Origin of the sequence: Mixta theicola, assembly GCF_002895925.1 — a bacterium.
GTDB lineage: Bacteria > Pseudomonadota > Gammaproteobacteria > Enterobacterales > Enterobacteriaceae > Mixta > Mixta theicola.
Map to the genome: position 1 here is coordinate 464,356 of NZ_NWUO01000002.1, position 22,811 is coordinate 487,166.

General features: G+C 54.7%; 20 protein-coding genes and 4 pseudogenes. 11 read left to right on the forward strand and 13 right to left on the reverse strand.

The window, feature by feature from the left end; genetic code table 11:
• Window positions 1-193: 193 nt before the first annotated feature.
• Together katE and COO59_RS04725 are read left to right on the forward strand one after the other, a co-directional pair.
• Window positions 194-2,457: pseudogene (gene katE, locus COO59_RS04720) on the forward strand (catalase HPII).
• Between the two features lie 316 nt (window positions 2,458-2,773).
• Window positions 2,774-3,184 (forward strand): DUF6515 family protein, encoded by a 411-nt coding sequence (locus COO59_RS04725; protein ID WP_103058673.1) that lies wholly within the window; start codon window positions 2,774-2,776, stop codon window positions 3,182-3,184.
• Window positions 3,185-3,255: 71 nt separating this feature from the next.
• Here COO59_RS04725 and osmE read toward each other — a convergent pair whose 3' ends face one another.
• Entirely contained in the window at window positions 3,256-3,591 is a 336-nt protein-coding gene (osmE, locus tag COO59_RS04730) for an osmotically-inducible lipoprotein OsmE (protein WP_103058674.1), read from the reverse strand.
• Window positions 3,592-3,868: 277 nt separating this feature from the next.
• Between osmE and nadE the strand changes: the two genes are divergently transcribed.
• The 3 genes from nadE (at window position 3,869) to COO59_RS04745 (ending at window position 6,943) form a co-directional block, all read left to right on the forward strand.
• Window positions 3,869-4,696 carry an ammonia-dependent NAD(+) synthetase gene (nadE, locus tag COO59_RS04735; RefSeq protein ID WP_103058675.1) on the forward strand — a complete coding sequence of 276 codons (828 nt, stop codon included), beginning with the start codon at window positions 3,869-3,871 and terminating at the stop codon, window positions 4,694-4,696.
• A gap of 261 nt (window positions 4,697-4,957) precedes the next feature.
• Window positions 4,958-5,821, forward strand: a complete 864-nt coding sequence (gene cho / locus COO59_RS04740) for an excinuclease Cho (RefSeq protein WP_103058676.1) — start codon at window positions 4,958-4,960, stop codon at window positions 5,819-5,821.
• Between the two features lie 96 nt (window positions 5,822-5,917).
• Complete coding sequence (locus tag COO59_RS04745) at window positions 5,918-6,943, forward strand: SDR family oxidoreductase (RefSeq protein WP_240614076.1); 1,026 nt, start codon at window positions 5,918-5,920, stop codon at window positions 6,941-6,943.
• Between the two features lie 78 nt (window positions 6,944-7,021).
• Here COO59_RS04745 and spy read toward each other — a convergent pair whose 3' ends face one another.
• The 6 genes and pseudogenes from spy to COO59_RS04775 form a co-directional block, all read right to left on the reverse strand.
• Entirely contained in the window at window positions 7,022-7,513 is a 492-nt protein-coding gene (spy, locus tag COO59_RS04750; RefSeq protein ID WP_103058677.1) for an ATP-independent periplasmic protein-refolding chaperone Spy, read from the reverse strand.
• A 390-nt stretch (window positions 7,514-7,903) separates the two neighbouring features.
• Window positions 7,904-8,908 (reverse strand): succinylglutamate desuccinylase, encoded by a 1,005-nt coding sequence (gene astE, locus COO59_RS04755; RefSeq protein WP_103058678.1) that lies wholly within the window; start codon window positions 8,906-8,908, stop codon window positions 7,904-7,906.
• A 56-nt stretch (window positions 8,909-8,964) separates the two neighbouring features.
• A pseudogene (gene astB / locus COO59_RS04760) lies at window positions 8,965-10,295 on the reverse strand (N-succinylarginine dihydrolase).
• On the reverse strand, window positions 10,295-11,761 hold the full coding sequence (gene astD, locus COO59_RS04765; protein ID WP_103058679.1) for a succinylglutamate-semialdehyde dehydrogenase: 1,467 nt from the start codon (window positions 11,759-11,761) through the stop codon (window positions 10,295-10,297). Before astD ends, astB begins: the two are co-directional and overlap by 1 nt.
• Entirely contained in the window at window positions 11,758-12,801 is a 1,044-nt protein-coding gene (astA, locus tag COO59_RS04770; RefSeq protein ID WP_103058680.1) for an arginine N-succinyltransferase, read from the reverse strand. Before astA ends, astD begins: the two co-directional genes overlap by 4 nt.
• Window positions 12,801-14,018: an aspartate aminotransferase family protein gene (locus tag COO59_RS04775; RefSeq protein WP_103058681.1), complete on the reverse strand. Its 1,218-nt coding sequence runs from the start codon at window positions 14,016-14,018 to the stop codon at window positions 12,801-12,803. The genes astA and COO59_RS04775 overlap by 1 nt, the downstream gene beginning before the upstream one ends.
• 500 nt (window positions 14,019-14,518) lie before the next feature.
• Between COO59_RS04775 and COO59_RS04780 the strand changes: the two genes are divergently transcribed.
• The 6 genes and pseudogenes from COO59_RS04780 to COO59_RS04800 form a co-directional block, all read left to right on the forward strand.
• Window positions 14,519-15,955, forward strand: a complete 1,437-nt coding sequence (locus COO59_RS04780; protein ID WP_103058682.1) for a cytochrome ubiquinol oxidase subunit I — start codon at window positions 14,519-14,521, stop codon at window positions 15,953-15,955.
• Complete coding sequence (gene cydB / locus COO59_RS04785) at window positions 15,955-16,965, forward strand: cytochrome d ubiquinol oxidase subunit II (RefSeq protein ID WP_103058683.1); 1,011 nt, start codon at window positions 15,955-15,957, stop codon at window positions 16,963-16,965. The genes COO59_RS04780 and cydB overlap by 1 nt, the downstream gene beginning before the upstream one ends.
• An 18-nt stretch (window positions 16,966-16,983) precedes the next feature.
• Window positions 16,984-17,136 carry a DUF2474 domain-containing protein gene (locus COO59_RS04790; RefSeq protein WP_205960848.1) on the forward strand — a complete coding sequence of 51 codons (153 nt, stop codon included), beginning with the start codon at window positions 16,984-16,986 and terminating at the stop codon, window positions 17,134-17,136.
• Window positions 17,137-17,400: 264 nt separating this feature from the next.
• The gene (locus COO59_RS21145) at window positions 17,401-17,676 is read left to right on the forward strand and encodes a DUF8093 domain-containing protein (protein ID WP_240614077.1); all 276 of its coding nucleotides are present in this window, start codon (window positions 17,401-17,403) and stop codon (window positions 17,674-17,676) included.
• Window positions 17,677-17,714: 38 nt separating this feature from the next.
• Entirely contained in the window at window positions 17,715-18,095 is a 381-nt protein-coding gene (locus COO59_RS21150; protein WP_240614078.1) for an HNH endonuclease signature motif containing protein, read from the forward strand.
• A 110-nt stretch (window positions 18,096-18,205) separates the two neighbouring features.
• Window positions 18,206-18,592 (forward strand): annotated as a pseudogene (locus tag COO59_RS04800) (YrhA family protein); the annotation flags it as partial.
• 112 nt (window positions 18,593-18,704) lie between these two features.
• Here COO59_RS04800 and COO59_RS04805 read toward each other — a convergent pair.
• The 6 genes and pseudogenes from COO59_RS04805 to COO59_RS21440 all read right to left on the reverse strand — a co-directional run.
• On the reverse strand, window positions 18,705-19,067 hold the full coding sequence (locus COO59_RS04805) for a hypothetical protein (protein WP_133158588.1): 363 nt from the start codon (window positions 19,065-19,067) through the stop codon (window positions 18,705-18,707).
• A 117-nt stretch (window positions 19,068-19,184) separates the two neighbouring features.
• Window positions 19,185-19,652, reverse strand: a complete 468-nt coding sequence (locus COO59_RS04810) for a hypothetical protein (protein WP_103058686.1) — start codon at window positions 19,650-19,652, stop codon at window positions 19,185-19,187.
• Window positions 19,653-20,843 (reverse strand): RHS repeat-associated core domain-containing protein, encoded by a 1,191-nt coding sequence (locus COO59_RS04815; protein WP_420845705.1) that lies wholly within the window; start codon window positions 20,841-20,843, stop codon window positions 19,653-19,655. It lies immediately after the preceding gene.
• Between the two features lie 959 nt (window positions 20,844-21,802).
• Window positions 21,803-22,171 (reverse strand): hypothetical protein, encoded by a 369-nt coding sequence (locus tag COO59_RS04825; protein WP_103058688.1) that lies wholly within the window; start codon window positions 22,169-22,171, stop codon window positions 21,803-21,805.
• Window positions 22,171-22,518 (reverse strand): hypothetical protein, encoded by a 348-nt coding sequence (locus tag COO59_RS04830; protein ID WP_240614079.1) that lies wholly within the window; start codon window positions 22,516-22,518, stop codon window positions 22,171-22,173. Before COO59_RS04830 ends, COO59_RS04825 begins: the two co-directional genes overlap by 1 nt.
• A gap of 21 nt (window positions 22,519-22,539) precedes the next feature.
• Window positions 22,540-22,686: pseudogene (locus tag COO59_RS21440) on the reverse strand (RHS repeat-associated core domain-containing protein); the annotation flags it as partial.
• Between the last annotated feature and the right edge of the window lie 125 nt (window positions 22,687-22,811).

Consider the following 22,811-nt stretch of genomic DNA (forward strand, 5'->3'; position numbering starts at 1 on the left):
GCTTCAGGTCGGTCAACCGAATAAGGGCCGGATAATCCGGCCCTTATTTTTTCCCGCCCCGGCTTCCTTACCGCCTCTTTCTCTTCGACTTTCTCAACGCGCCATAACACAAAACCCCGGAAAATCCAGGCGTGCCTAACGTGTTGTTCTATAGTTAATGGAGCCTTGAACGACACCAACAGGAGCAATGCTAATGTCGAAAGAAACTGATAATAAAGAGCTGAGCCATAGCGCCCCGGCTACAGGTCCCGAATCCGCCAGGCCAGGTCTGGACTCGTTAGCGCCGGCGGATGGATCGCATCAGCCCTCAGCCGAACCGACACCGCCAGGTAAACAGCCCACCGCGCCGGGCAGCCTGAAATCGCCCACGACGCGTAACGCCAAACTCGATCAGCTGGACGCGCATCGTAAGGGCGGCGAAAACTTCCCGCTGACCACCAATCAGGGAACGCGCATCGCCAACGACCAAAACTCACTGAAGGCGGGTACGCGTGGTCCAACGCTGCTGGAAGATTTCATCATGCGTGAAAAAATCACGCATTTTGACCATGAGCGCATACCTGAACGTATCGTGCATGCGCGCGGCTCGGCGGCGCACGGCTATTTCCAGCCCTATCGTTCGTTAAGCGAGGTCACCAAAGCGGATTTCCTGCGCGATCCCGATCGGGTAACGCCGGTGTTTGTACGCTTCTCTACGGTTCAGGGCGGCGCCGGTTCCGCCGATACCGTGCGTGATATTCGCGGCTTCGCCACCAAATTTTATACCCAGGAAGGCGTATTCGACCTGGTCGGCAACAATACGCCGGTTTTCTTTATTCAGGACGCGCATAAATTTCCTGACTTTGTCCATGCGGTGAAACCAGAGCCCCACAATGAAATCCCGCAGGGACAAAGCGCGCACGACACTTTCTGGGATTACGTCTCTCTACAGCCGGAAACGCTGCATAACGTGACGTGGGCGATGTCCGATCGCGGCATCCCCCGCAGCTATCGCACGATGGAAGGGTTTGGTATTCATACGTTCCGAATGATTAATGCGGAAGGTAAAGCGACCTTTGTACGCTTTCACTGGAAGCCGGTGGCGGGCAAAGCGTCGCTGCTGTGGGACGAGGCGCAAAAGCTGACCGGCCGCGATCCTGACTTCCATCGCCGTGATTTGTGGGAAGCGATTGAAGCCGGCGATTACCCGGAATATGAGCTGGGCGTGCAGCTGATCCCGGAAGCGGACGAGTTTAAGTTTGATTTCGATCTGCTGGATGCCACCAAGCTGATCCCCGAAGAGCTGGTTCCGGTAGAGCTGATCGGTAAGATGGTGCTGAACCGCAACCCGGACAACTTCTTTGCCGAAACCGAGCAGGTGGCCTTCCATCCGGGCCATATTGTGCCGGGACTCGACTTTACTAACGATCCGCTGCTGCAGGGCCGCCTGTTTTCCTATACCGATACGCAAATCAGCCGGCTTGGCGGCCCCAACTTTCATGAAATTCCGATTAACCGTCCCGTCTGCCCTTACCATAACTTCCAGCGTCAGGGTATGCATCGCATGGATATTGATACCAATCCAGCGAACTATGAGCCGAACTCCATCAACGATAACTGGCCGCGTGAAACGCCATCGCAGCCGCATCGTGGCGGTTTTGAAAGCTATCAGGAGCGCATTGAAGGACACAAAGTACGCGAGCGCAGCCCGTCGTTCGGCGAATATTATTCCCAGCCGCGTCTGTTCTGGCTAAGCCAGACGCCCATTGAGCAGCAGCATATTATCGAAGCTTACTCCTTCGAGCTGAGTAAGGTGCGCGCGCCTATATTCGCGAGCGCGTCGTCGATCATCTGCTGCATATTGATGTCTCGCTGGCGCACGGCGTGGCGCAAAATCTGGGCATTGCGCTGTCGGATGAGAAACTGCATACCGCGCCGCCTAAAGATGTTAACGGCCTGAAAAAGGATGCCAGCCTGAGCCTGTATGCGATATCGAACGGCAATATCAAAGGCCGTCAGGTTGCGCTGTTGCTGAGCGACGGCGTGAAAGCCGCCGACGTGCTGGCTATTCTACAGGAGCTAAAAACGCATGGCGTTCACGCTAAGCTACTGGCACCGCATATGGGACAGGTTCGCGCCGACGATGGCTCCAGCCTGCCGGTTGACGGCACCTTTAGCGGCCTGCCTTCGGTCACGATTGATGCGGTTATCGTACCGGACGGCAATATCGATGCACTGCTGCTAAGCGGCGATGCGCGCTATTACCTGCTGGAAGCCTATAAGCATCTGAAGGTTATCGGCCTGAGCGGCGATGCGCGACGCTTTAAAGCGCAGTTTGGCCTGGGCGACGATGAGCCTGAAGAAGGGCTGGTAGAAGATGTGAAAGCGGAAGGGGTGCTGATGAGCGAGTTTATCGCCTTCCTTGGCGCGCACCGTATCTGGTCACGTAGCCAGAAAGCGCTAAGCGTACCGGCCTGATGCTGTTGGCGGGTTATTTAGCCCGCCTTCACTTTGCTACTGAAGTGCCTGCTCAGGGAATCCCGGCCGATCGTAAAGACGCACAAAACGTCATCCCTGACGGCTCGTCCCGCTTTACTCTTCTGCCTGGGTTCCCCGTGCCCTGAGTCTTATATCGTCTGCGACGGGCCGAACGGCCCGCCTTTTTTCTCCATGATTTTCCCGCCGTGTTAAGAAAGCGTTAAGCATGGTAACGATGCGCTAAATCGGCCGCTTCCTGCTTGTGTTTTCCCGCATTCGGGTCAATTCTGCTGTGAGTTAACGCAGGAGAATCACCATGAAAAAGGTTATCGCATCGCTACTTGCCCTGACGCTAACCGCGCCGGTTGTTGCTGTAGCCCATCCGGGCGGCGGACCGGGCCCCGGCTGGCATCACGACAGCGGTCCCGGCTGGCATCACGGCGGCGGTGGCGGCTGGGGACGCCCGGCGCCCTTCCGCTTTCTGCCGGAGGCGGCCACAGCCGTGCTGATTGGCGGCCTGACCTACTACTTGCTGAACGGCAACTATTACCAACGTCAGGGAGACACCTACGTGGTGGCAGAGCCGCCTGCAGAACGCGTTACGCTGGACAACAGAATGCGCGCGCTCGATTACAACGGGCGACGCTATTATGTGCAGGATGGACATTACTACGAACGTAGCATCGACGGAGAATACCTTGAGGTGCCGCGTCCGCCGGGGCTGTAACAGGCGCAGACGTGGAGCTGAAACAGCGGAGGCGGCCTGAAAAGGCCGCCTCCGTTAATTTTTGTCAGGCCTTACTGACTGGCCTGCGGATCGGTATCGTACTCTTTACAGCTCTGGAAACCGTAGTTCATAACGCGACCGGTGTCGCTATAGCTGACAAAATAGGTCTGCGGCTTGCCGTTACGCTCGCCCAGCACGTAGGTCTGGCAGGTACCGCGCGCGTGTACCATAGTAACTTCCGTGGACGCCGGGCCAGCAACCTGACGAACCTGATCGCGAGTCATTCCTTTTTTCACATCCTTCACGACGGGCTGAGTAACGAAACTTTCAGCGCGATCGTAAGCGGTACAACCAGATAACACCGCTAAAGCCACAGCAGCACCGATAAATCCTGTGAGTTTTTTCATCTGTATGTTCCTCATTGATTGTCCATGTGAAGTAATCCTGGAACATAACCACTGATTTATCAAATTTATGGCGCGGATTTATCGGCTTACAGCCAATGCCGGTTTAACGCGGCGCAGCGAGCAGTGCCAGCGTAACAAAAGCGCAAATTGTCTGAATTAACCGCGCCTGAACATTCCCCCGGGGCAAACCCGCTTGTCGTTTTGTCTGTTGCACGTTAGCTTTAACAAGATACGCATTCGTAACGAGCCAACAGGCTACTGATTTAAGGAGTGGTTTATGTCACTGCAGCAGGAAATAATTAAGGCGCTGGACGTCAAGCCGACAATCGATGCCAAACAAGAAATTCGTACCAGCGTTGAGTTTCTGAAATCCTATCTGAAAGCCTATCCCTTTTTAAAAACCCTGGTGCTGGGCATCAGCGGCGGTCAGGACTCTACCCTCTGCGGCAAACTGAGCCAGCAGGCCATAAGCGAACTGCGCGCAGAGACCGGCGATAACGCTTATCAGTTTATTGCCGTGCGTTTGCCGTATGGCGTGCAGACGGATGAAAAAGATTGTCAGGATGCGCTCAATTTTATTCAGCCCGATCGCACGCTGGTGGTGAATATTAAAGAAGCGGTGCTGGCCAGCGAGCGCGCGCTGAAGGATGCGGGCATTGAGCTTAGCGACTTTGTGCGCGGCAATGAAAAAGCGCGCGAACGCATGAAGGCGCAGTACAGCATCGCCAGCATGACCAAAGGCCTGGTGGTTGGCACCGACCATGCAGCTGAAGCGGTTACCGGCTTTTTCACGAAATATGGCGACGGCGGCACCGACATTAATCCGCTGCACCGCCTGACCAAAGGCCAGGGAAAAATGCTGCTGAAAGAGTTAGGCTGCCCGCAGCACCTCTATCTGAAGCACCCGACGGCGGATCTGGAAGATGATCGTCCGGGCCTGCAGGATGAAGTGGCGCTGGGCGTTAGCTATGGTCAGATCGATGCCTACCTTGAAGGCCAGCAGATCGATGAATCCGCCGCCAAAATCATTGAAGTCTGGTATCAAAAAACCGAGCATAAGCGCCGTCTGCCGCTCACCGTTTTTGACGATTACTGGAAAAAATAACGGTTCAACGAGCAGGCTGACGCGTGCGGCCTGCTCGCTTATGCGCAACCTTCCGGCTTAACGCCCTTCCGTCTTCATTCAGATTTTTCGTAAAATCAGGCCGCCCGTTAAACATCCCCCGTTTTCTCCTTTGTACCCAGACAAACCCGTCTGGCTGCCTTAAACGGCGCTGATAAAACCGGCAACGCGCCGTTTTTTTGCACTGTTCAAGCTCCACTCCGGCTGATAGACTGGATATGCAACCAGTAAACGGAGTCACCTGTGGTAAGACGTGCTGCCAGCCACCGCCTTGAATTTGAAGCGGCGGCTATTTATGAATATCCCGATCATCTTCGTTCGTTCCTGGCCGATATTCCCAATCTGCCCGGCGTGTATACCTTTCACGGCGACAGCGACGTCATGCCGCTGTATATCGGCAAAAGCATCAGCCTGCGCACGCGGGTGATGTCGCATTTCCGTACGCCGGAAGAGGCGAAAATGCTGCGTCTGACGCGCCGCCTCAGCTGGATCACTACCGCCGGCGAGCTGGGCGCGCTGCTGCTGGAAGCACGGATGATCAAAAATCAGCAGCCGTTGTTCAACAAACGGCTGCGGCGCAACCGGCAGCTCTGCTCGCTACAGTGGGACGGCGTTGCTCAACCCAATATCGTCTATGCGCGCGATCTCGATTTCTCCGCCTCGCCTAATCTGTTCGGGCTCTATTCCAGCCGCCGCTCTGCGCTGGAAACGCTCAAAACCATCGCCGATGAACACCAGCTCTGCTACGGTCTGCTGGGGCTGGAAAGCCACGGTAAAAACCGCGCCTGCTTCCGCGCCAGCCTGAAACGCTGTGCCGGTGCCTGCTGCGGCAAAGAGCCGGTTAGCGATCACCATCAGCGCCTGCTGGCCGCGCTGGAGAAAGTGCGCGTGGTGTGCTGGCCGTGGCCGGGCGCCGTGGCGCTGGTGGAGGAAGGGCCGCAGGAAACCCAGCTGCATATTATTCATAACTGGTTTTACCTCGGCTCCGTCACGCATCTCGACGAGGCGAAAAATCTGACCAGTCCGCCGGAGGGTTTTGATAATGACGGCTATAAATATCTTTGCCGTCCGATGCTGAGCGGCAAATATCCGATTATCCCGCTCTAATCGGCGCGACGCTTCGCGTGAGCTGTGATTTGCGTCTACCTTTTAATCAGTTGTGTCGCCGTTTGTTGGGCACTTTACTGATGAAAAGGAGAACGCATGTCTCAACACGATCACAGTAAGTTTTCTCGTCGCCAGGTGGTTGGCGGCCTGATGGGCAGCATGGCGGTTACCGGTATGGCTATGGCAAGCAGCGCCAGCGCAGCGGAAAGCGGCAGCGCGACGTCAGACGGCGCCCCGCCTCTGACCGGCAAAAATCCGCTGGGGGCCTTTCCCAAACCGCCCTTTGAACGTCAGCCGCAGGATCCGCCGGGCCTGGCCAGTAAAATGGTGCCGCGTCCCGATCATGGTGAAGAAAGCTACCGTGGCAGCGGCCGTCTTACCGGCCGCAAGGCGCTGATCACCGGCGGTGATTCCGGCATTGGCCGCGCCGTGGCTATTGCCTACGCGCGTGAAGGCGCCGACGTAGCGATTAACTATCTGCCGGAAGAAGAGTCGGACGCTAAAGAAGTAATCGCGTTGATTAAGGCGGCAGGCCGTAAGGCGGTCGCGATCCCAGGCGACATTACCGATGAGGCTTTTTGCCAGAAGCTGGTTAACGATGCGGCCACGCAGCTTGGCGGGCTGGATATTCTGGTCAACAACGCCGGTCGCCAGCAGTATGTGGAATCGATTACCGATCTCACTACCGAGTCGTTCGATAAGACCTTCAAAACCAACGTGTACGCGATGTTCTGGATCACCAAAGCGGCAATGGCGCATCTGCAACCCGGTGCGGCGATTGTGAACACCTCTTCGGTACAGGCGGGTAAACCCAGCGCCATCCTGCTCGACTATGCGCAAACCAAGGCGGCGATTATCGCCTTTACTAAAGGGCTGGCAAAACAGGTGGCGGAGAAAGGGATTCGGGTAAATGCCGTTGCGCCGGGGCCCTACTGGACGCCGTTACAGTCCAGCGGCGGTCAGCCGATGGAAAAAGTGATGAAGTTTGGCGAAGAAGCGCCGTTTGGTCGGCCAGGACAGCCGGTCGAGATCGCCCCGCTCTACGTGACGCTGGCCTCAGCGGAAAGCAGCTTCACCTCCGGTCAGGTCTGGTGTTCTGACGGCGGCACCGGAACGTTCTGATAAAAAAACCGCCGACGCTGCCCACGGCGAAGGGCCATGGACAACGTCGGCGGTCTCAGGAATTATTCCGCGCGACGATTATTCGTCAGCTGGCGGTGGAGTCATCTTACCGTTGTGCATCGGTTTTTCAGTCAGACGTTTCTCAAAGTTAGCGTTGTACTGCTTCTTCTGTTCCGGCGTCAGCACGTTATACAGTTTGTTCTGCGTTTCCATCATCGCCACGGCGTTTTCTTTGGCGTTGGCGGTCATCTTCTCAGCCTGCGCTTCCGCTTTGCTGCGGTCGAAGCTGTCGGCAGCGACGATTGCGTGATTAGCGCGGCGTTCTTCCAGTGACGGACGTTTCATATCTTTGCGGGCATCTTTCATGATGTCGCGCATCTGCTGTTTCTGCGCATCCGTCAGGTTCAGGTTTTTAAACATCCCCATCGGGCCATGTCCCATCGGACCTTTATGATGCATTGCTTTTTCGCTGCCTGCTGGCGGCGGGGTCAGGGAATCTGCTGCATGGGCGATGCTCGCCGCACCGAAAGCCAGAGCGGATGCTACAAAAAGAGAGGTGAGTTTACGCATTGTATTGTCCTTACTTATCAGTTTTATGACGACAGCTGATGTCGCTGCTACGGAAATAAGTCTACGACACCAAACGTCAAGTACTCAGAGTCTGAGTAAAGCCCTGAAAGCATAGAAGATAAAAACGCAGCAATCCTGGAGAGAATAAGAAGATTAGGGTGAGGAATTGCAAAAGAATATGACTGTATACGGAAAATAGCGGAAATCGTGGAGAAGTGTAACCCTGAGGACAGGATAGAAGAAAGAAAAAGTTAACGCCTCCGGAAAAATTCTCTTCCCGCCGTTTTTATGCGCTGCCGCTTAGGCAGGACAAGGCGGTCAGCAGAGCGTAACAAGGCTACGCGCGCAGGCGTAGCACTGTAGCTGGCCCAGCCAGGCCAGGCCGCTTTATTATTTCAGCTGCCCCGCCGCGTCGCCGTTATGCGCATTCTCTTCCACCAGCATTAAACCGGCGCGCAGGCCAGGAGCGACATTGGGATTGGGAAACAGCACGTACTCACGCGCCTGCTGCACGAAATAGTGCGTTTCTCCATCCTCCGCCAGCAGCATGCCCTGCGGAAAAGCGGTAAAGTTCAGCGTCTCCGGGCTCATGTGCAGCTGGAAATGTTCGCTGTTGCGCGTAATCTGCTGCGTGACCCGGTAGCGGCGCGGCGCGGCGGTCAGCGGCGGCAGCGGTTCGCCGGAGATCAGCGCCGCCAGCGCCTGCTGCGCCGCCTGAAACTGCGCAAGATCGTTGTGGCCGAACGGCAAGGCCTTACCGAGCTCCAGCGTACAGCTGGCGGCCTGGAAATGTTCACTACTGTAATGGGTAAAGGTACCGCCCGGCGCACGATGAAACACCAGCGCCTCCAGCCCCGCCGCCGCCAGCCAGTGCATAAACTCCTCAGGCCAGGGACGCGGGCTGAACGGCATCACGCCGAAACGCGTATGGTAAGAGCCGCGAATCGCGGTATGCAGGTCGAGATGCCAGCGCGTTTCCTGATGCGATCCGGCCTGCCAGAAGGTTTCCAGCGCCTGCTCCAGCCGCCAGGCGCGCTGCGCCTCAGGACACTCTTCAAACTGCTGCCAGCGCCCGCCGAACAGCCGGTTTAAATCGCAGCGCAGATAGCGCTTTCCGGCACGCAAAGCGGGCGGATTGCCGAGCAGCACCAGCAACCGCACCGCCAGCGGCTGTTCACCCTGCAGCAGACGGGTAATAAGTGAGTTCAGCATCTCTACCGGCGCGGTTTCATTGCCGTGAATACCGGCCGAAACGGCGATGGCCTGCTGAGTCGGCGTCAGCGGGGTCAGTTCAAGAATGCCCTCATCCAGCCAATGCCAGCGCAGATGCGGTAATGTTCCGCTGGTCATTATCGGCGCGGTGCCGGAAAGCGTTTGCTGTAACAAATCCTGCATGACAACTCCTGTAACGCGGGAAACCGGCAACGTGAAATTATCACGTCGCCGGGATTTTATTCCTGCTGGAATGGATAAACACTTCCTAAGTCTAGCAAACGCGTCAGCTCATCCAGTGCTTCGCGTCCTTCAATCAGTAACTGCGGATCGGCCAAATCAGCCTGGGTAAGCCGATCGCGGTAGTGACGTTCGACCCACTGGTTAAGCGTAGTAAACAGCCGCTCGTTCATCATCACCGCCGGGTTAACCGCCTGCTGTTCGCCAGCGTTAAGCGCCACGCGCAGACGCAGGCAGGCCGGACCGCCGCCGTTGTTCATACTTTCGCGCAGGTCGAACACTTTCAGCTCGCGAATCGGCCCGCCGCTCTCCACCAGCTCAGTCAGGTATTGCCAGACGCCAGCATGCTGGCGCGCCTCCTGCGGCAGTACCAGCAGCATAGTGCCATCGTCGCGGCTCAGTAGCTGACTATTAAACAGATACGTTGCTACCGCATCCGTCACCGACACGCGACTGTCCGGCACGATAATCGGCGTAAAGTCGGATACCCTTTCGCTTAAGTCGGCCAGCAGCTTATCCTGATGCAGAAACGCCAGCTGATGACAAAACAGCACTTGCTGGTTGCTGACGGCGATCACATCGTTATGAAAAACGCCCTGGTCGATCACCGCCGGGTTCTGCTGCGCAAACAGCGTGCGGGCCGGATCGAGCTGATGCAGCCTGGCCACCGCCTCGCTGGCTTCGCGCGTCTGGCGCGCCGGATAGCGCGCTGGCACCAGTCCGCTATGTCCCTCTTCACGCCCATAGACAAACAGCTGTACGCCCGGCTCACCGTAGTCGCCGCCAAAGCGATTATGGTTAGCGGCGCCTTCATCCCCCAGCAGCGCCACCTGTGGCAGCGCATGATGATGAGCGAAATAGCGCTCGTCGCGGAAAATAGCGCGCAGCAGCGCGCCGGTGGTCGAAGCTTCAATGGCGCGATGAAATTTATTGTTCAGGTTCGCCACGGTGAAATGGGTTTTGCCGTCGGCGCTGTCGGCAGCAGGCGAAACCGTTGCGGCATTCGCCACCCACATCGCCGAGGCGGAACTCACGCCAGAGAGCAGCTGCGGCGCCTGACGTGCCGCTTTGGCCAGCACCTGCGCATCGCTGCCGCTAAAGCCAAGCTGACGCAGCATGGGCAGATGAGGCCTTTCGTGCGGCGGGATCACGCCCTGCGCGAAACCAGCATCCGCCAGCGCCTTCATTTTTAGCAGCCCCTGCTGCGCCGCCAGCCTGGGGTTAGAGAGCTGATGCTGGTGACGCGTCGAGGCTTCATTACCAAACGACAGGCCCGCGTAGTGATGGGTTAACCCACCAGACCATCAAAGTTAACTTCTCTGGCTTTCATTAGCGCCTCTCCGGTTGGCTGAAGTCGAGGCCCGGCGACAGCGTTGCTGGCAAAGTAAGATCGGGCGTTTCCAGCGACGCCAGCGGCCAGGCGCAGTAATCGGCGGCGTACCAGGCGCTGGCGCGATGGTTGCCAGAGGCGCCGATGCCGCCAAACGGCGCGGTACTGGCGGCGCCGGTCAGCGGCCTGTTCCAGTTAACGATGCCCGCGCGCGCTTCAGTCAGCAGCTGGTCGAATTTTTCCCGCTGCGGCGAGAGAAGCCCGCACGACAGGCCGTATCGGGTAGCGTTCGCCAGCGCAATCGCCTGCTCAAAGCTGTCGTAACGCACCACCGCCAGCAGCGGCCCGAAGACCTCCTCATCCGCTACATTATTCACCCCGGTGAGATCGATAATGCCGGGCGTCAGCAGCGCGCTGTCACGGGCCGGCCAGCGCATGTTCAGCAGCACTTTGCCGCCTGCCGCAAGGCGCTTTTGCCACTCCTGATAGATATGCTCAGCGGCCTGCGGCGAGATCACGCTGCCCATAAAGGGCTGCGGCTCATCGTTCCAGCGGCCAATACGCAGCCGCTGCGTCACTTCCACCAGCCGCTGCAGAAACGCATCGCCTTCCGCGCCGCGCTTCACCAGCAGCCGACGCGCGCAGGTACAGCGCTGTCCGGCGGTGATAAACGCCGACTGCACGGCAATATGCACCGCCGCATCAATATCCGCTACGTCTTCAACGATCAAGGCATTATTGCCGCCCATCTCCAGCGCCAGCATTTTTTCCGGTTGCCCGGCAAACTGCCGATGCAGCTGATAGCCAGTGCTGGCGCTGCCGGTAAACAGCACGCCGTCAATCTGCGGCTGCTGCGCCAGCGCCTGGCCAACGGCCCGCGCGCCCTGCACCAAGTTCAGCACGCCCGGCGGGATGCCCGCCTCAAGCCACAGGCGCATCGTCTTTTCAGCGGTCAGCGGCGTCAGCTCGCTGGGTTTAAACACCACGCTGTTGCCTGCCAGCAAGGCCGGAACGATATGCCCGTTCGGCAGATGGCCGGGAAAATTATAAGGACCAAACACCGCCAGCACGCCGTGCGGACGATGGCGCAGCGCGCTCTCCGCCTGCTGATGGCTGCCGGTGCGCTCATGGTAAGCCTTAATGGAAATGGCGACTTTATTGATCATCGCCTGCACCTCGGTCAGCGCCTCCCAGCGTGGCTTGCCGGTTTCGCGGGCGATGGTTTCACTCAGATCGTTTTTATGCTGTTCCAGCTGCGCGGCGAAGTTTTCCACGATCGCCTGACGGGCCGCGAACGGCTGACGCGCCCAGGCGGGAAAGGCGGCACGCGCTGCGGCGCAGGCGGCGGCCACCTGCTGTTCATCAGCGGCGTTCCCCTGCCACAGCGGCGCGCCGTCGACCGGATCGTTTTTGCTCAGGCTTTCACCCTGGCCGCTCAGCCATTCTCCATTGATACAGTGCGTCATGCTTTTTTCTCCTCGCTACAAAGCGGCACTACCCGTAAGGTATCGCCGGGCTGACAGCGTAAAATTTCGGCGGCGGCGGCCGGCACGCGTATCCGATCGCGGTTCGGATCGGCGGGCAGCAGCAGCACGCGGTAATGGTGATAGTTATCGTTACTGACCAGGCAGAGCGGCAGCGCATCGGTTGCGCACGCTTCCGGCGCAATCGCCTCCACGGTCAGCAGACGGCTCTTGCGCACCGCCCGGATGCGCTCAATATCGCATTCCAGCGTTGGGCCGCCGTCAAAAATATCGACGTAGTTTTGATAGCGGAAACCTTCGGCCTCCAGCACCGCGCGGGCTGGCGCGGTTTGCGGATGGACCTGGCCGATCACCGCCTGCGCCTGCGCCGATAAATAGTGAACATACAAAGGATGCTTTGGCATCAGCTCGGCGATAAAAGCTTTCTGCCCGGTGCCGCTCAGGAAATCGGCCTGGGTAAACGGCATTGAGAAAAAGTGGCTGCCGACGCTTTCCCAGAACGGCGAGCGCCCCTGCTCGTCGCTGACGCCGCGCATTTCAGCCACCACTTTATCCATAAAGCGCTCACGGAAAGCGGCGATAAATAAGAAGCGCGACTTTGACAGCAGATAGCCGTTTTTACCGTCGCGGCGCTCAGGGTCAAGAAACAGCGTACACAGCTCGCTGCTGCCGGTGTGATCGTTGCACAGCGACAGCGTGGCGAGGTTGTTGTAAACCTCCAGCTCTTTCGAGGCGTGTACCTGGGTGCCGACGCGGAAGTTATACCAGGGATCCTGCAGCCCTACCGCCACCTCAATGGCGCAGATGCCGCAGGCCTGATGCGTCTCACTGTCGGCCAGCACGAAAACGTAGCCCTGCTGGGCGCGCGGCAGCTTCTCCTGCCAGGTCTGAATCGAGCGCTCAATGCGCGCCGCCAGCGTTTTGCTGTCGGCGGGCAGCGAGGTCAGGCCGCCGCCGGTTTTACCCGCCAGCGCCAGCAGCTGCGGCAGATCGTCACGCTCTACGGGGCGAATATACATCATCACGACGCTCCTTTAATGACCGACTCGCAGGCGCGCTCAAAGCGGGCCAGGCCCGTTTCCACATCCTGCTCGCTGATAATCAGCGACGGCGCAAAGCGCACCACGTTAGCGCCCGCAATCAGCACCATCACGCCCTGTTGCGCCGCCGCCAGGCTGAACTGTTTCGCCTTGCCGCTGAAATCTTCGTTTAATACGCAGCCAATCAACAGGCCGAGACCGCGGATCTCTTTAAACAGATGCAGCCGCTGATTAATGGCGTTGAGACCATCGGTAAACCAGCGGTGACGCAGCTGTACGCCCTCCAGTACCTCCGGGCGATTAATCAGCTCCATCACTTTGCCGCCGACCGCGCCCGCCAGCGGATTACCGCCGTAGGTGGTGCCGTGACTGCCGACATTCAGCGCCGCGCCCAGCTTTTCCGTGGTCAGCATCGCGCCAATCGGGAAACCGCCGCCCAGCGCCTTGGCAGTGCTCAGCACATCCGGCGTCACGCCGTAATGCATATAGGCATAGAGCGAGCCGGTACGGCCAACGCCGCTCTGTACTTCATCAAAAATCAGCAGCGCGTTATGGCGATCGCACAGTTCGCGCAGCCCGCGCAGGAAAGCGGGTTCGGCAGGCAGCACGCCGCCTTCGCCCTGGATCGGCTCGACGATGACCGCTGCGGTCCGGTCATTAATCAGACGCGCCACAGAATCAAGATCGTTAAATACCGCATGGTCAATACCGGCCGGCAGCGGCGCGAAATCTTTGGAATAGGCGGGCTGGCCGCCTGCCGAGACGGTAAACAGCGTGCGGCCATGAAACGCATTATTGAAGGCGATAATGCCGCTTTTCTCCGGCCCGAAATTGTCGTGAGCATACTTACGCGCCAGCTTCAGCGCGGCTTCGTTCGCCTCGGCGCCGGAGTTACAGAAAAATACCCGCTCGGCAAAAGTGGCATCAATCAGCTGCTTCGCCAGGTGCAGGATCGGCGCGTTGGTATAGCCGTTGCCGGTATGCCAGAGTTTAGCCGCCTGCTGCGTGAGCGCCTGCTGAAGTTCAGGATGCGCATGGCCCAGCGCATTAACGGCGATACCGCCGGCGAAATCGATATAATCCTTACCGTTTTGATCCCACAGCACTGAGCCTTCCGCCCGATCCGGCACAAAGCTGGCAGGAGAATAAGCGGGAACCATCCAGCGATCGAAATCCTGACGAGAAACTGACTGTTGCATAGCGGCCTCGTAGCATCACCCGGCGGGTGAATCAAAAGTTTAAATTATGTTAATGAAATGATTCATTGCAGCTCTACTCTAGATTGCATGCTTTGTGCCAGCCAGCGTTTAAACTGCATAAAACAGGTTCAACAACCTTAAATCAATGAGTTAGTCGCCAGACCCATTCATATTAATTGCATAAATAGTGAATAAATATCTGAAGCGACGGCGTAAACGGCAGATCAAACAGCAGAATTATGCAGGGATAAGATAAAATATCGCTTTTGTGATCGTGGATAACATTTGCTGTTAAAACAGGGCAAAACAGGCACGATAAAAAGGCGGTGCGCATCAAAATAGTGCGGCAGTAGCGATCACTGTTATATATAATTTCCTATTTTCTGTTGCTGTTATAGCCACCATTTCTGTGCTTCACTAAAACCTCTTCTACACTTGTTGTGTTATCGGCAAGGACTTACCCCTTTTGGCAGCTTAATAATGAACATTTCGAGGTGGCTATGTTCGGTTTAGACGCATTCGAACTGGCAAGGATACAATTTGCGTTTACGGTCTCTTTCCATATACTTTTTCCGGCTATTACCATTGGACTTGCCAGTTTTCTGATGGTGCTGGAAGCGTTATGGCTGAAAACCCGTAATGACACCTGGCGCGACCTGTATCATTTCTGGTTGAGAATTTTCGCAGTGAACTTTGGTATGGGCGTGGTCTCCGGCCTGGTAATGGCCTATCAGTTCGGGACTAACTGGAGCGGATTTTCCGCCTTTGCGGGCAGTATTACCGGCCCGCTGCTGACCTATGAGGTGCTTACCGCCTTCTTCCTTGAAGCGGGCTTCCTCGGCGTGATGATGTTTGGCTGGAATCGCGTGGGGCCGGGGCTGCACTTCTTCTCTACCTGTATGGTGGCATTGGGTACGCTGATGTCTACCTTCTGGATCCTCGCCTCCAACAGCTTTATGCATACCCCGCAGGGCTACGAGGTGGTTAACGGTCAGCTGATCCCGGCAGACTGGTTAAAAGTGATCTTTAACCCCTCTTTCCCTTATCGCCTGCTACATATGACGACCGCTTCATTCCTGGCGACCGCCTTTTTTGTCGGCGCGTCCGGTGCCTGGCATCTGCTGCGCGGCAATAAAAGCCCGGCGATCAAGCGGATGTTCTCAATGGCAATGTGGATGGCGCTGATTGTCACTCCTATCCAGGCCGGTATCGGCGATGCGCACGGCCTGAATACGCTGGAACATCAGCCGGCCAAAATCGCCGCGATTGAAGGCCACTGGGAAAATACTCCCGGCGAGCCGACGCCGCTGATCCTGTTTGGTCTGCCCGATATGCAGGCGGAAAAGACGAAATATGTGCTGGAAGTGCCGGTGCTGGGCAGCATTATTCTGACTCACAGCCTGACCAAACAGATCCCGGCGCTGAAAAGTTTCCCACCGGAAAATCGTCCTAACTCCACCATCATTTTCTGGTCGTTCCGCATTATGGTGGCGCTGGGCCTGCTGATGATTCTGGCGGGCGTCTGGAGCCTGGTGCTGCGTCTGCGTAAGCGGCTGTACGATCAGCGTCTGTTCCACCGTTTTGTGCTGATTATGGGGCCATCCGGCCTGGTGGCGCTGCTGGCCGGCTGGTTTACCACCGAAATTGGCCGTCAGCCGTGGGTGGTGTATGGCCTGTTGCGTACCCGCGATGCGGTTTCTCATCACGGTACGCTGCATATGTCGATCAGTCTGCTGGCCTTTATTCTGGTTTACGCCTCGGTGTTTGGCGTGGGTCTGGTTTACCTGCTGAAGCTGGTAAGCCGCGGGCCGCAGCCGTTCGTCGATCATGCGCCGCACGGTGGTCCAGGTATGCCGCGTACGCCGGCGCGTCCGCTCTCTGCCGCCGATGAGTCGCTGGATGAGCGTAAGAAAGATGATCTGGGAGGAATTAAATAATGGGTATCGATCTTCCACTGATCTGGTTCGTCATTATTGTGTTCAGCATCCTGATGTATGTGGTGATGGACGGCTTTGACCTTGGCATCGGCCTGCTCTATCCGATGATGCGTGAGAGTCGAGACCGCGACATTATGATGAATACCGTTGCGCCGGTCTGGGACGGCAACGAAACCTGGCTGGTAATGGGCGGCGCCGGGCTGTTTGGCGCTTTCCCGCTCGCCTATTCGGTCATTCTGGATGCGCTGGCGGTTCCGCTGACGATTATGCTGATCGGGCTGATTTTCCGTGGTGTCGCCTTTGAGTTCCGCTTTAAGGCGACGGAATCGCATCGCGCCTTCTGGGATAAATCGTTTATCGCCGGTTCCTTTATCGCCACCTTTGCGCAGGGCGTGGCGCTGGGAGCGTTCCTTAACGGCTTCCCGGTGCAGGGACGGGAATGGACCGGCAGCGTATTCGACTGGATAAGCCCGTTCAGCCTGTTTTGCGGACTGGGGCTGCTGGTCGCCTATGCGCTGCTGGGCGCCAGCTGGCTGATTATCAAGACGGAAGGCCATCTGCTGCAAACCATGCGTAAGCTGGCGCGCCCGCTGCTGCTGGCGCTGCTGGTGATGATGGCGATCGTTAGCGTCTGGACGCCGCTGATCCATCCGTCGATCGCCGACCGCTGGTTTACCACGCCGAACCTGTTTTTCTTCCTGCCGGTGCCGATTCTGGTACTGCTGGTGGCATGGGCGCTGTGGCGTAACGCCTGGCTGCCGGATGCGCACTATTCGCCCTTTATCCTGACGCTGGTGCTGGTATTCCTGGGCTTTAGCGGGCTGGGCATCAGTATCTGGCCGAACCTGATCCCGCCGGATATTTCCTTCCGCGCCGCCTCTTCTCCGCCGGAGAGCCAGGGCTTTATGCTGGTTGGCGCGCTGTTTATTATCCCGCTGATCCTGGTTTATACCTTCTGGAGCTATCATGTGTTCCGCGGCAAGATCGATCCGGAACAGGGTTACCATTGACAGGAGGCAGCAATGGAAATGCAACGCATGACGGATAAAACCGTGAAGCAGCCGCTGTGGCGGCGGCTGCTGTGGATGGTGATTATCTGGGGCGGCAGCGTGCTGGCGCTGTTTGTGGTGGCCAGCCTGTTCCGGCTGTTAATGAATGCCGCCGGGCTGCGCGCTCACTAATCACAAGGCCGCCTTTAAAGAAGGCGGCCTTGACTTTACCCAATTCGGACACTGAAAACATACCCTGCGCTCTTGATGTCGCGGCTTTTACTTAGCTGCCGTTAAGGCATAGCGCGGCCATAATTTACCCTTTCCGCTCTGCCACTCTCTATCTAATGATTATTTCCCTCCCAGACTTAACTTATTAAAAAAATAATCAATAGCTTTCCCCTGAACTGTTGAATAAAACAGGGAGCACGTCTCCACGCCATAAGGATATGGACCATGAGCTTCAGCCTGCCCGGAACGGATCTTTATTACCTGGCGCGCGACAATCTCGCCCCGGAAAAATATGAGAAAATTATCAGTCCCTTTTTCGCCTGGTCACGCATCGACAGTGAATACGTTTTTGATGACCGTTGGTCAACAGGCTTTCAGCTTATCAATATGCAACGACGCGCTTATAACGGTTATACCAACCAGCTGCCACCGCACGGGCCACGGGAACGGGAAAGGCTTCCATTGCGGGCCGTCACGGTGTTGCGAACCTGGACGAGCTGAAACACTATCTGGGGAAAGCCAGAGGTGAAGCTAAGCTATTGCATAATATCGAAGTGATAAAGAGGGAATACGTACGGCGGGAGCGGGCTGAGCTGGCTTTGCTGCGCAGGCAATTCCAGAGCGTAAAACCAAAATTTTACAGAATGCTGATAGAGCATCCGGAGGCGAAAAGGCGTTTTAGTCGGGATGAACTGGCGAAAATGGCTCAAGGTGTGCGACCTGGCGAAAATTGGGAAATACATCATAAGCTACCACTGGATGACAGCGGCACGAATGATATGAGTAACCTTGTGCTTATCCGACGCGATCATGAACACTACGTCTTCAATGCGGCGCAAAAAAATATTACGCGTAAAATGCGGTCTGGCGAAACAAAAGAAATATTATGGGTAATACCTGTTGGCGTAGTTTATCCTTGACGGTGAATAATATGCATATAAACGACATCATTATTAATCAATTAAAAGAAATAGTTATTGAAAATAAGTAAAAGCTAGCTCCGGCAGTTAATTTTCCGGATGATCTTTATCATTATGATTTTGGCCGTGAAATTGGCAAAGCTCCGCGTCTGTTTTGGAAGCAGTATAAAGATTTCGTTGAACGCCTGGACGGAATTAATATTGATGGTTGTAAAATTCACGGAATAAAGAACCACTTCGATTATAAGAATGATCTGTTTACTTTCAATGGCTATCTGAAAAATATCGCTCAGGAAGCTCCCAGCATTATGATTGAAGACGATTTTTATTGTATTGAAATTAGTGGTTCTTCTCTGGATACCTATACATACGATGTAAGAACCAACAAATGGGAATCACGCGACAGGCAACAGTATCAAAACCTTTTTATCTCCTGCGACACCCTGGCGGATTTTTTACAGGCGGTGCTGGATGATATTCGCCAGCCGGAAGAGTGAAATGTCACGAAAAGACCGCCGGGCAACCAGCGTTCTTGTTAATCGCAAAAAATTCAGGGCGCCATTACGTCAAAACGTTGGGTATCGGCCGACTGCAGCGACATCGGCGGCGTTAGCTGTGTAACCATCCCGCGTCCCGGTAAAAACGCTCTTCCTGCGTTGCTCCTGCGCTGCGCGTCACCTGGCCTGTGGCATCGTAGCCCCACCGCTGCTGACGGTACTTCTCTGCGCCCGCGTCGCCGTCGGTTACGCTCTCCTGAATAATCTGGTCGAGACGGTCCCAGCGCCAGCGCCGCTCGAAAACCAGCGTATGCCCGCGACGGCTGCCGCGCAGCGTGATGCGCCCCGCCGCATCGTAGCGCGTCTCCAGCGTCAGCGCCCCCTGGCTGCGGCGGATTTCACGGTGCAGGCTGTCGCGCTCCCAGCCCGCCAGCTCCGTATTAAGCCCGTCATGGTGCAGGTTCATCTGCAACAAGTGTCCGCTGCCGTAGCGCAGATGGTGCAGCTCGCTGCCGTCCGGCGCGGTGGTGGCTAAGCTCAGTGGCTAAAAATAAATCCGGAAGTATCATAGGGACCGCCTCCGGATTTTTATCTATTTTTTAGGTTTCCAGGAGGAATAATCAGCAACTCTCATTACTTTTAGAATAAGATCTAAAGGAACTTGATCTATATCATCTGCTATTTCATCATATGGCTCAGGAAGATCAATTGAAAAACCAAAATCATCATTAATTATAATAGAACCATTAAAAATGCGTTGATTATCAGTTGATTTTATTAAATCAGACATTCTCATTCCAGTATACAAAGAGTTCATGTAACATCCTTTATATTTCTCATTACACCCAACAGATGTAATTAAACCGTTCGATAACGTAGCTATCGTAATTGTTTCATCAACCACGTACGCCATCCTTTTTTCATTATCAGGCAAAAAATAATCAAAAGACCTAACAACATGATTTGAATGCATTTCAATGAGATAATTTTCAATATTATCGCCTAAAAATATATCCCCAATCGATTTATTAGAAACTATATCAGCATTAATGTTGATCATTTATAGCCCACCATTCATTAATACACCATCAATATAAACTGGCGAATCTGTGATAAGATCATAATTTTCAAATCTACCGTGACCTATTCGCCCATAAACGACATCTTTGTCATTAACATCGCGATAAAGTTTCCAGTAGTCATTTCCATGAATATTCTTCTGAGAACCAGAACCGCCTGGATGGTAGTCTAATTTATAAGTAGTACCCGATTTTGTTGTTTTAACATATTGGATATGCTGGATAGCGCCTGGCTTGCCAGCCTGAGGATATGTTTTCGACCATCCTTTTGACATTAAATAATCATTAACATCCGAAGGCCTTTTCCCCGTCAAACGGTCAGTCCAACGACTGGCAATTCTATCTTTATGGTTAAATCCTTTATTAGATGAGCAAGGAGTTAACCCCAACGGATCCACCCATACCAGCGGATCCCCCACATACGCATAGGTGTTCAGCCCGCCCGCCAGACCGATCGGGTCCGGCTGCGTGTAGCGTCCTGTTGCCGGGTCGTAATACCGGAACAGATTGTAGTGCAGGCCCGTCTCCCTATCCAGGTACTGCCCCTGAAAACGCAGATTCTGCGCCACCGCCAGCGGCGTGTGGCTCTGCTCCTGCTGCGTGTCGCCCCAGGTGCTGAACTGCCCTTTCCAAACCGTATCGCCCTGCGCGTCCGTCATGCGCAACGGCAGACCGTTCAGCCCGGTGTGATACCAGTAAACCTCGCTGCCCGCCGCGCTGCTGTCCACCCGCGCCAGCGGCTCCCATGAGCCTTCGCTGTAAAGGTACTGTGACCGGCGTCCCGGCGCGTGGCTGCTCGCCTCGCCTGCCAGCCGCAGTCCGTTCCACTGAAAGGTTATCACCTCCGGCTCCGCGCTGCCGTGGCGGTACAGCCGCTTGTGCGTGCGCCGGCCCAGCAGGTCGTAGCGGTACTCTGCCCGCCGGTATTCCCGGTGCCCCTCCAGCGTCACGTCGCTGACCCGGTTTTCCTCATCGTAACGGAAACGCTGCGTCAGCCCGCGCCGCGTGTCGCGCCGCTCTGCCAGACGGCCAAAGCCGTCATACGCCAGCCGGATGCCATTCAGCCGCTGCAGCAGGTTATGCCACACCGTCTCACCCGGCGCGTCCGTACGGTTGCCCGCCGCGTCCCAGCTGAAACGCTCATCCTGCGTTGCTCCTGCGCTGCGCGTCACCTGGCCTGTGGCATCGTAGCCCCACCGCTGCTGACGGTACTTCTCTGCGCCCGCCGCATCGTAGCGCGTCTCCAGTATCAGCGTGCCCCGGCTGCGGCGGATTTCACGAAACCAGCATCGCTCTTAAAAACCTGGACAGCTTCCTGCCACTGCTTCCAGAGCCTCTCACCACACGGCTTAATGAGGATTTAACCCGCTATGTACAACAGAAGCGAAATGCTGAGCAGACCCGATAACAGATTAAAGATCTACGGACACAAACCACCAATTAAAAAATAAAGCCAGAAGGATCGTGGATCGCTTCCTTTTTTTAATTATATATTCCTTTACCTTCGACCCTCTTTATAAACAGGTCCTGAAGATCACCTTGTATTTCATCATCCTCATAAGTAACTATAAAACTACCATCTATATTATCTGAATAATGAGTACCATCAAGTGTTCCAAACATTAGTGAAGCACTATCAACAATGACAACATCAATAAATTTTAAAACATTGTCTTTATCTTCATCACTTAACTACGCTAATACATTTTTTGCTTTAGCATACACATCCGCATCATTATTAATTGATTTCTTTAAGAATTTTTTGTAACGCATTGAGTTATCTTCAAAGAGCTCTTTGAATATTGCGCTAACTACTTGCTTATGAAGATTCATACATTTCTTCCCATCTTAATTCAGATACATTATTTTATTTAAAACAATAAGAACCTGCAATTTTTTGTTAGATATTTCAGGACGAATCCTTCTCAACTCTTTAATATCACGGGCAAGGACATCTCTCACATGTGCAAATGGCAGTCCTGCACTAGCATTTATTTTTTCTGCACACAATGCCAACTCCCCCTTTCGAAAATTTATGACCCACACGCAAAACTAATTTATTTAGGATACAATACAAATAAAAACCAGGAGGTTCAAGAACACCCCACTGGATTTTATTTTTAATGATAATTTATTCAGGAAATTTTTTATTTTTATAAGACATCCATAAATATGTAATAGCCCAGTTATTATCATCCCCAGCGATAAAACTTTTAGCTATTATCTCGAAATCATCAGATATCCGCGATGATATTTCTGAGTTATTAATCACTTTAAAAGATTGTTTAAATGCCTTTTCTCGCAACATATCAACAAAAGAAATATCATCTGTTTTAAAAGTCTTGCTTTCCAGTGATTTGAATACAGTCATCCACTGATCATCAAATCCAGGTTCATCCCTCGAATCAAGAGCATCATCAACATCTAAGGATTTTAGGAAATCAAAGTTAGTCAGAACGGATAAATATTTGTCAACTTCAAGAAGATTTCTATTTTTCATTACATTAACTCTTGTAATTTAAGCCAAACCTCTATTAAATCGACTGCCTTAGATGAAGTCACATCGGTACCTAAATTATAAGTTCCATTCGGGGATTTAACATCAACCTTAATGTCATCCAATCCCGAATATGCTTTCCGATATGCATCAAAAAGCTCTTTATCTGAGTCAGGAAAATCACCTTGCCGTGGACCGATAAAATCTCGCTCTGCATCATGTAAACGCCAGTGATCATGCTCTGGATTTTTTCCCCTAGGGAATAAAGTCGGGCGAGTTTTATCAGATCTGGAAACTGCAAACGGACGACCTTTAGATTTACGAACAGAAGGTACATGATGACCGGACAAGCTAACTCCCATACATTTATTACTCAGCCCTAACGGGTCGATCCAGCTTAATGGATTAGGCGCATAAGCATATAGGTTTAAACCGCCTTTTAACCCTATCGGGTCCGGCTGCGTGTAGCGCCCTGTTGCCGGATCGTAGTACCGGAACAGATTGTAGTGCAGGCCCGAATACTCGCCTCATCCATGAGGCTCGCTCCTTGGGGCCAACGCTGAAGCATTGTTCATATCTGCTGCTACTAAATTTTTGCGCTCTGGATAGCCAGCCTATCTCCTTAGTTTCAGGTCCAAACATT

Bases quoted from the DNA above. Each gene is read 5' to 3' on its own strand.
- cydB (WP_103058683.1), top strand. From the start codon at position 15,955: ATGGGTATCGATCTTCCACTGATCTGGTTCGTCATTATTGTGTTCAGC.
- spy (WP_103058677.1), bottom strand. From the start codon at position 7,513: ATGCGTAAACTCACCTCTCTTTTTGTAGCATCCGCTCTGGCTTTCGGT.
- COO59_RS04780 (WP_103058682.1), top strand. From the start codon at position 14,519: ATGTTCGGTTTAGACGCATTCGAACTGGCAAGGATACAATTTGCGTTT.
- COO59_RS04725 (WP_103058673.1), top strand. From the start codon at position 2,774: ATGAAAAAGGTTATCGCATCGCTACTTGCCCTGACGCTAACCGCGCCG.
- COO59_RS04775 (WP_103058681.1), bottom strand. From the start codon at position 14,018: ATGCAACAGTCAGTTTCTCGTCAGGATTTCGATCGCTGGATGGTTCCC.
- astE (WP_103058678.1), bottom strand. From the start codon at position 8,908: ATGCAGGATTTGTTACAGCAAACGCTTTCCGGCACCGCGCCGATAATG.
- COO59_RS04825 (WP_103058688.1), bottom strand. From the start codon at position 22,171: ATGAAAAATAGAAATCTTCTTGAAGTTGACAAATATTTATCCGTTCTG.
- COO59_RS21145 (WP_240614077.1), top strand. From the start codon at position 17,401: ATGAGCTTCAGCCTGCCCGGAACGGATCTTTATTACCTGGCGCGCGAC.
- astD (WP_103058679.1), bottom strand. From the start codon at position 11,761: ATGACGCACTGTATCAATGGAGAATGGCTGAGCGGCCAGGGTGAAAGC.
- COO59_RS04810 (WP_103058686.1), bottom strand. From the start codon at position 19,652: ATGATCAACATTAATGCTGATATAGTTTCTAATAAATCGATTGGGGAT.
- nadE (WP_103058675.1), top strand. From the start codon at position 3,869: ATGTCACTGCAGCAGGAAATAATTAAGGCGCTGGACGTCAAGCCGACA.
- osmE (WP_103058674.1), bottom strand. From the start codon at position 3,591: ATGAAAAAACTCACAGGATTTATCGGTGCTGCTGTGGCTTTAGCGGTG.
- COO59_RS04745 (WP_240614076.1), top strand. From the start codon at position 5,918: ATGTCTCAACACGATCACAGTAAGTTTTCTCGTCGCCAGGTGGTTGGC.
- COO59_RS04790 (WP_205960848.1), top strand. From the start codon at position 16,984: ATGCAACGCATGACGGATAAAACCGTGAAGCAGCCGCTGTGGCGGCGG.
- astA (WP_103058680.1), bottom strand. From the start codon at position 12,801: ATGATGTATATTCGCCCCGTAGAGCGTGACGATCTGCCGCAGCTGCTG.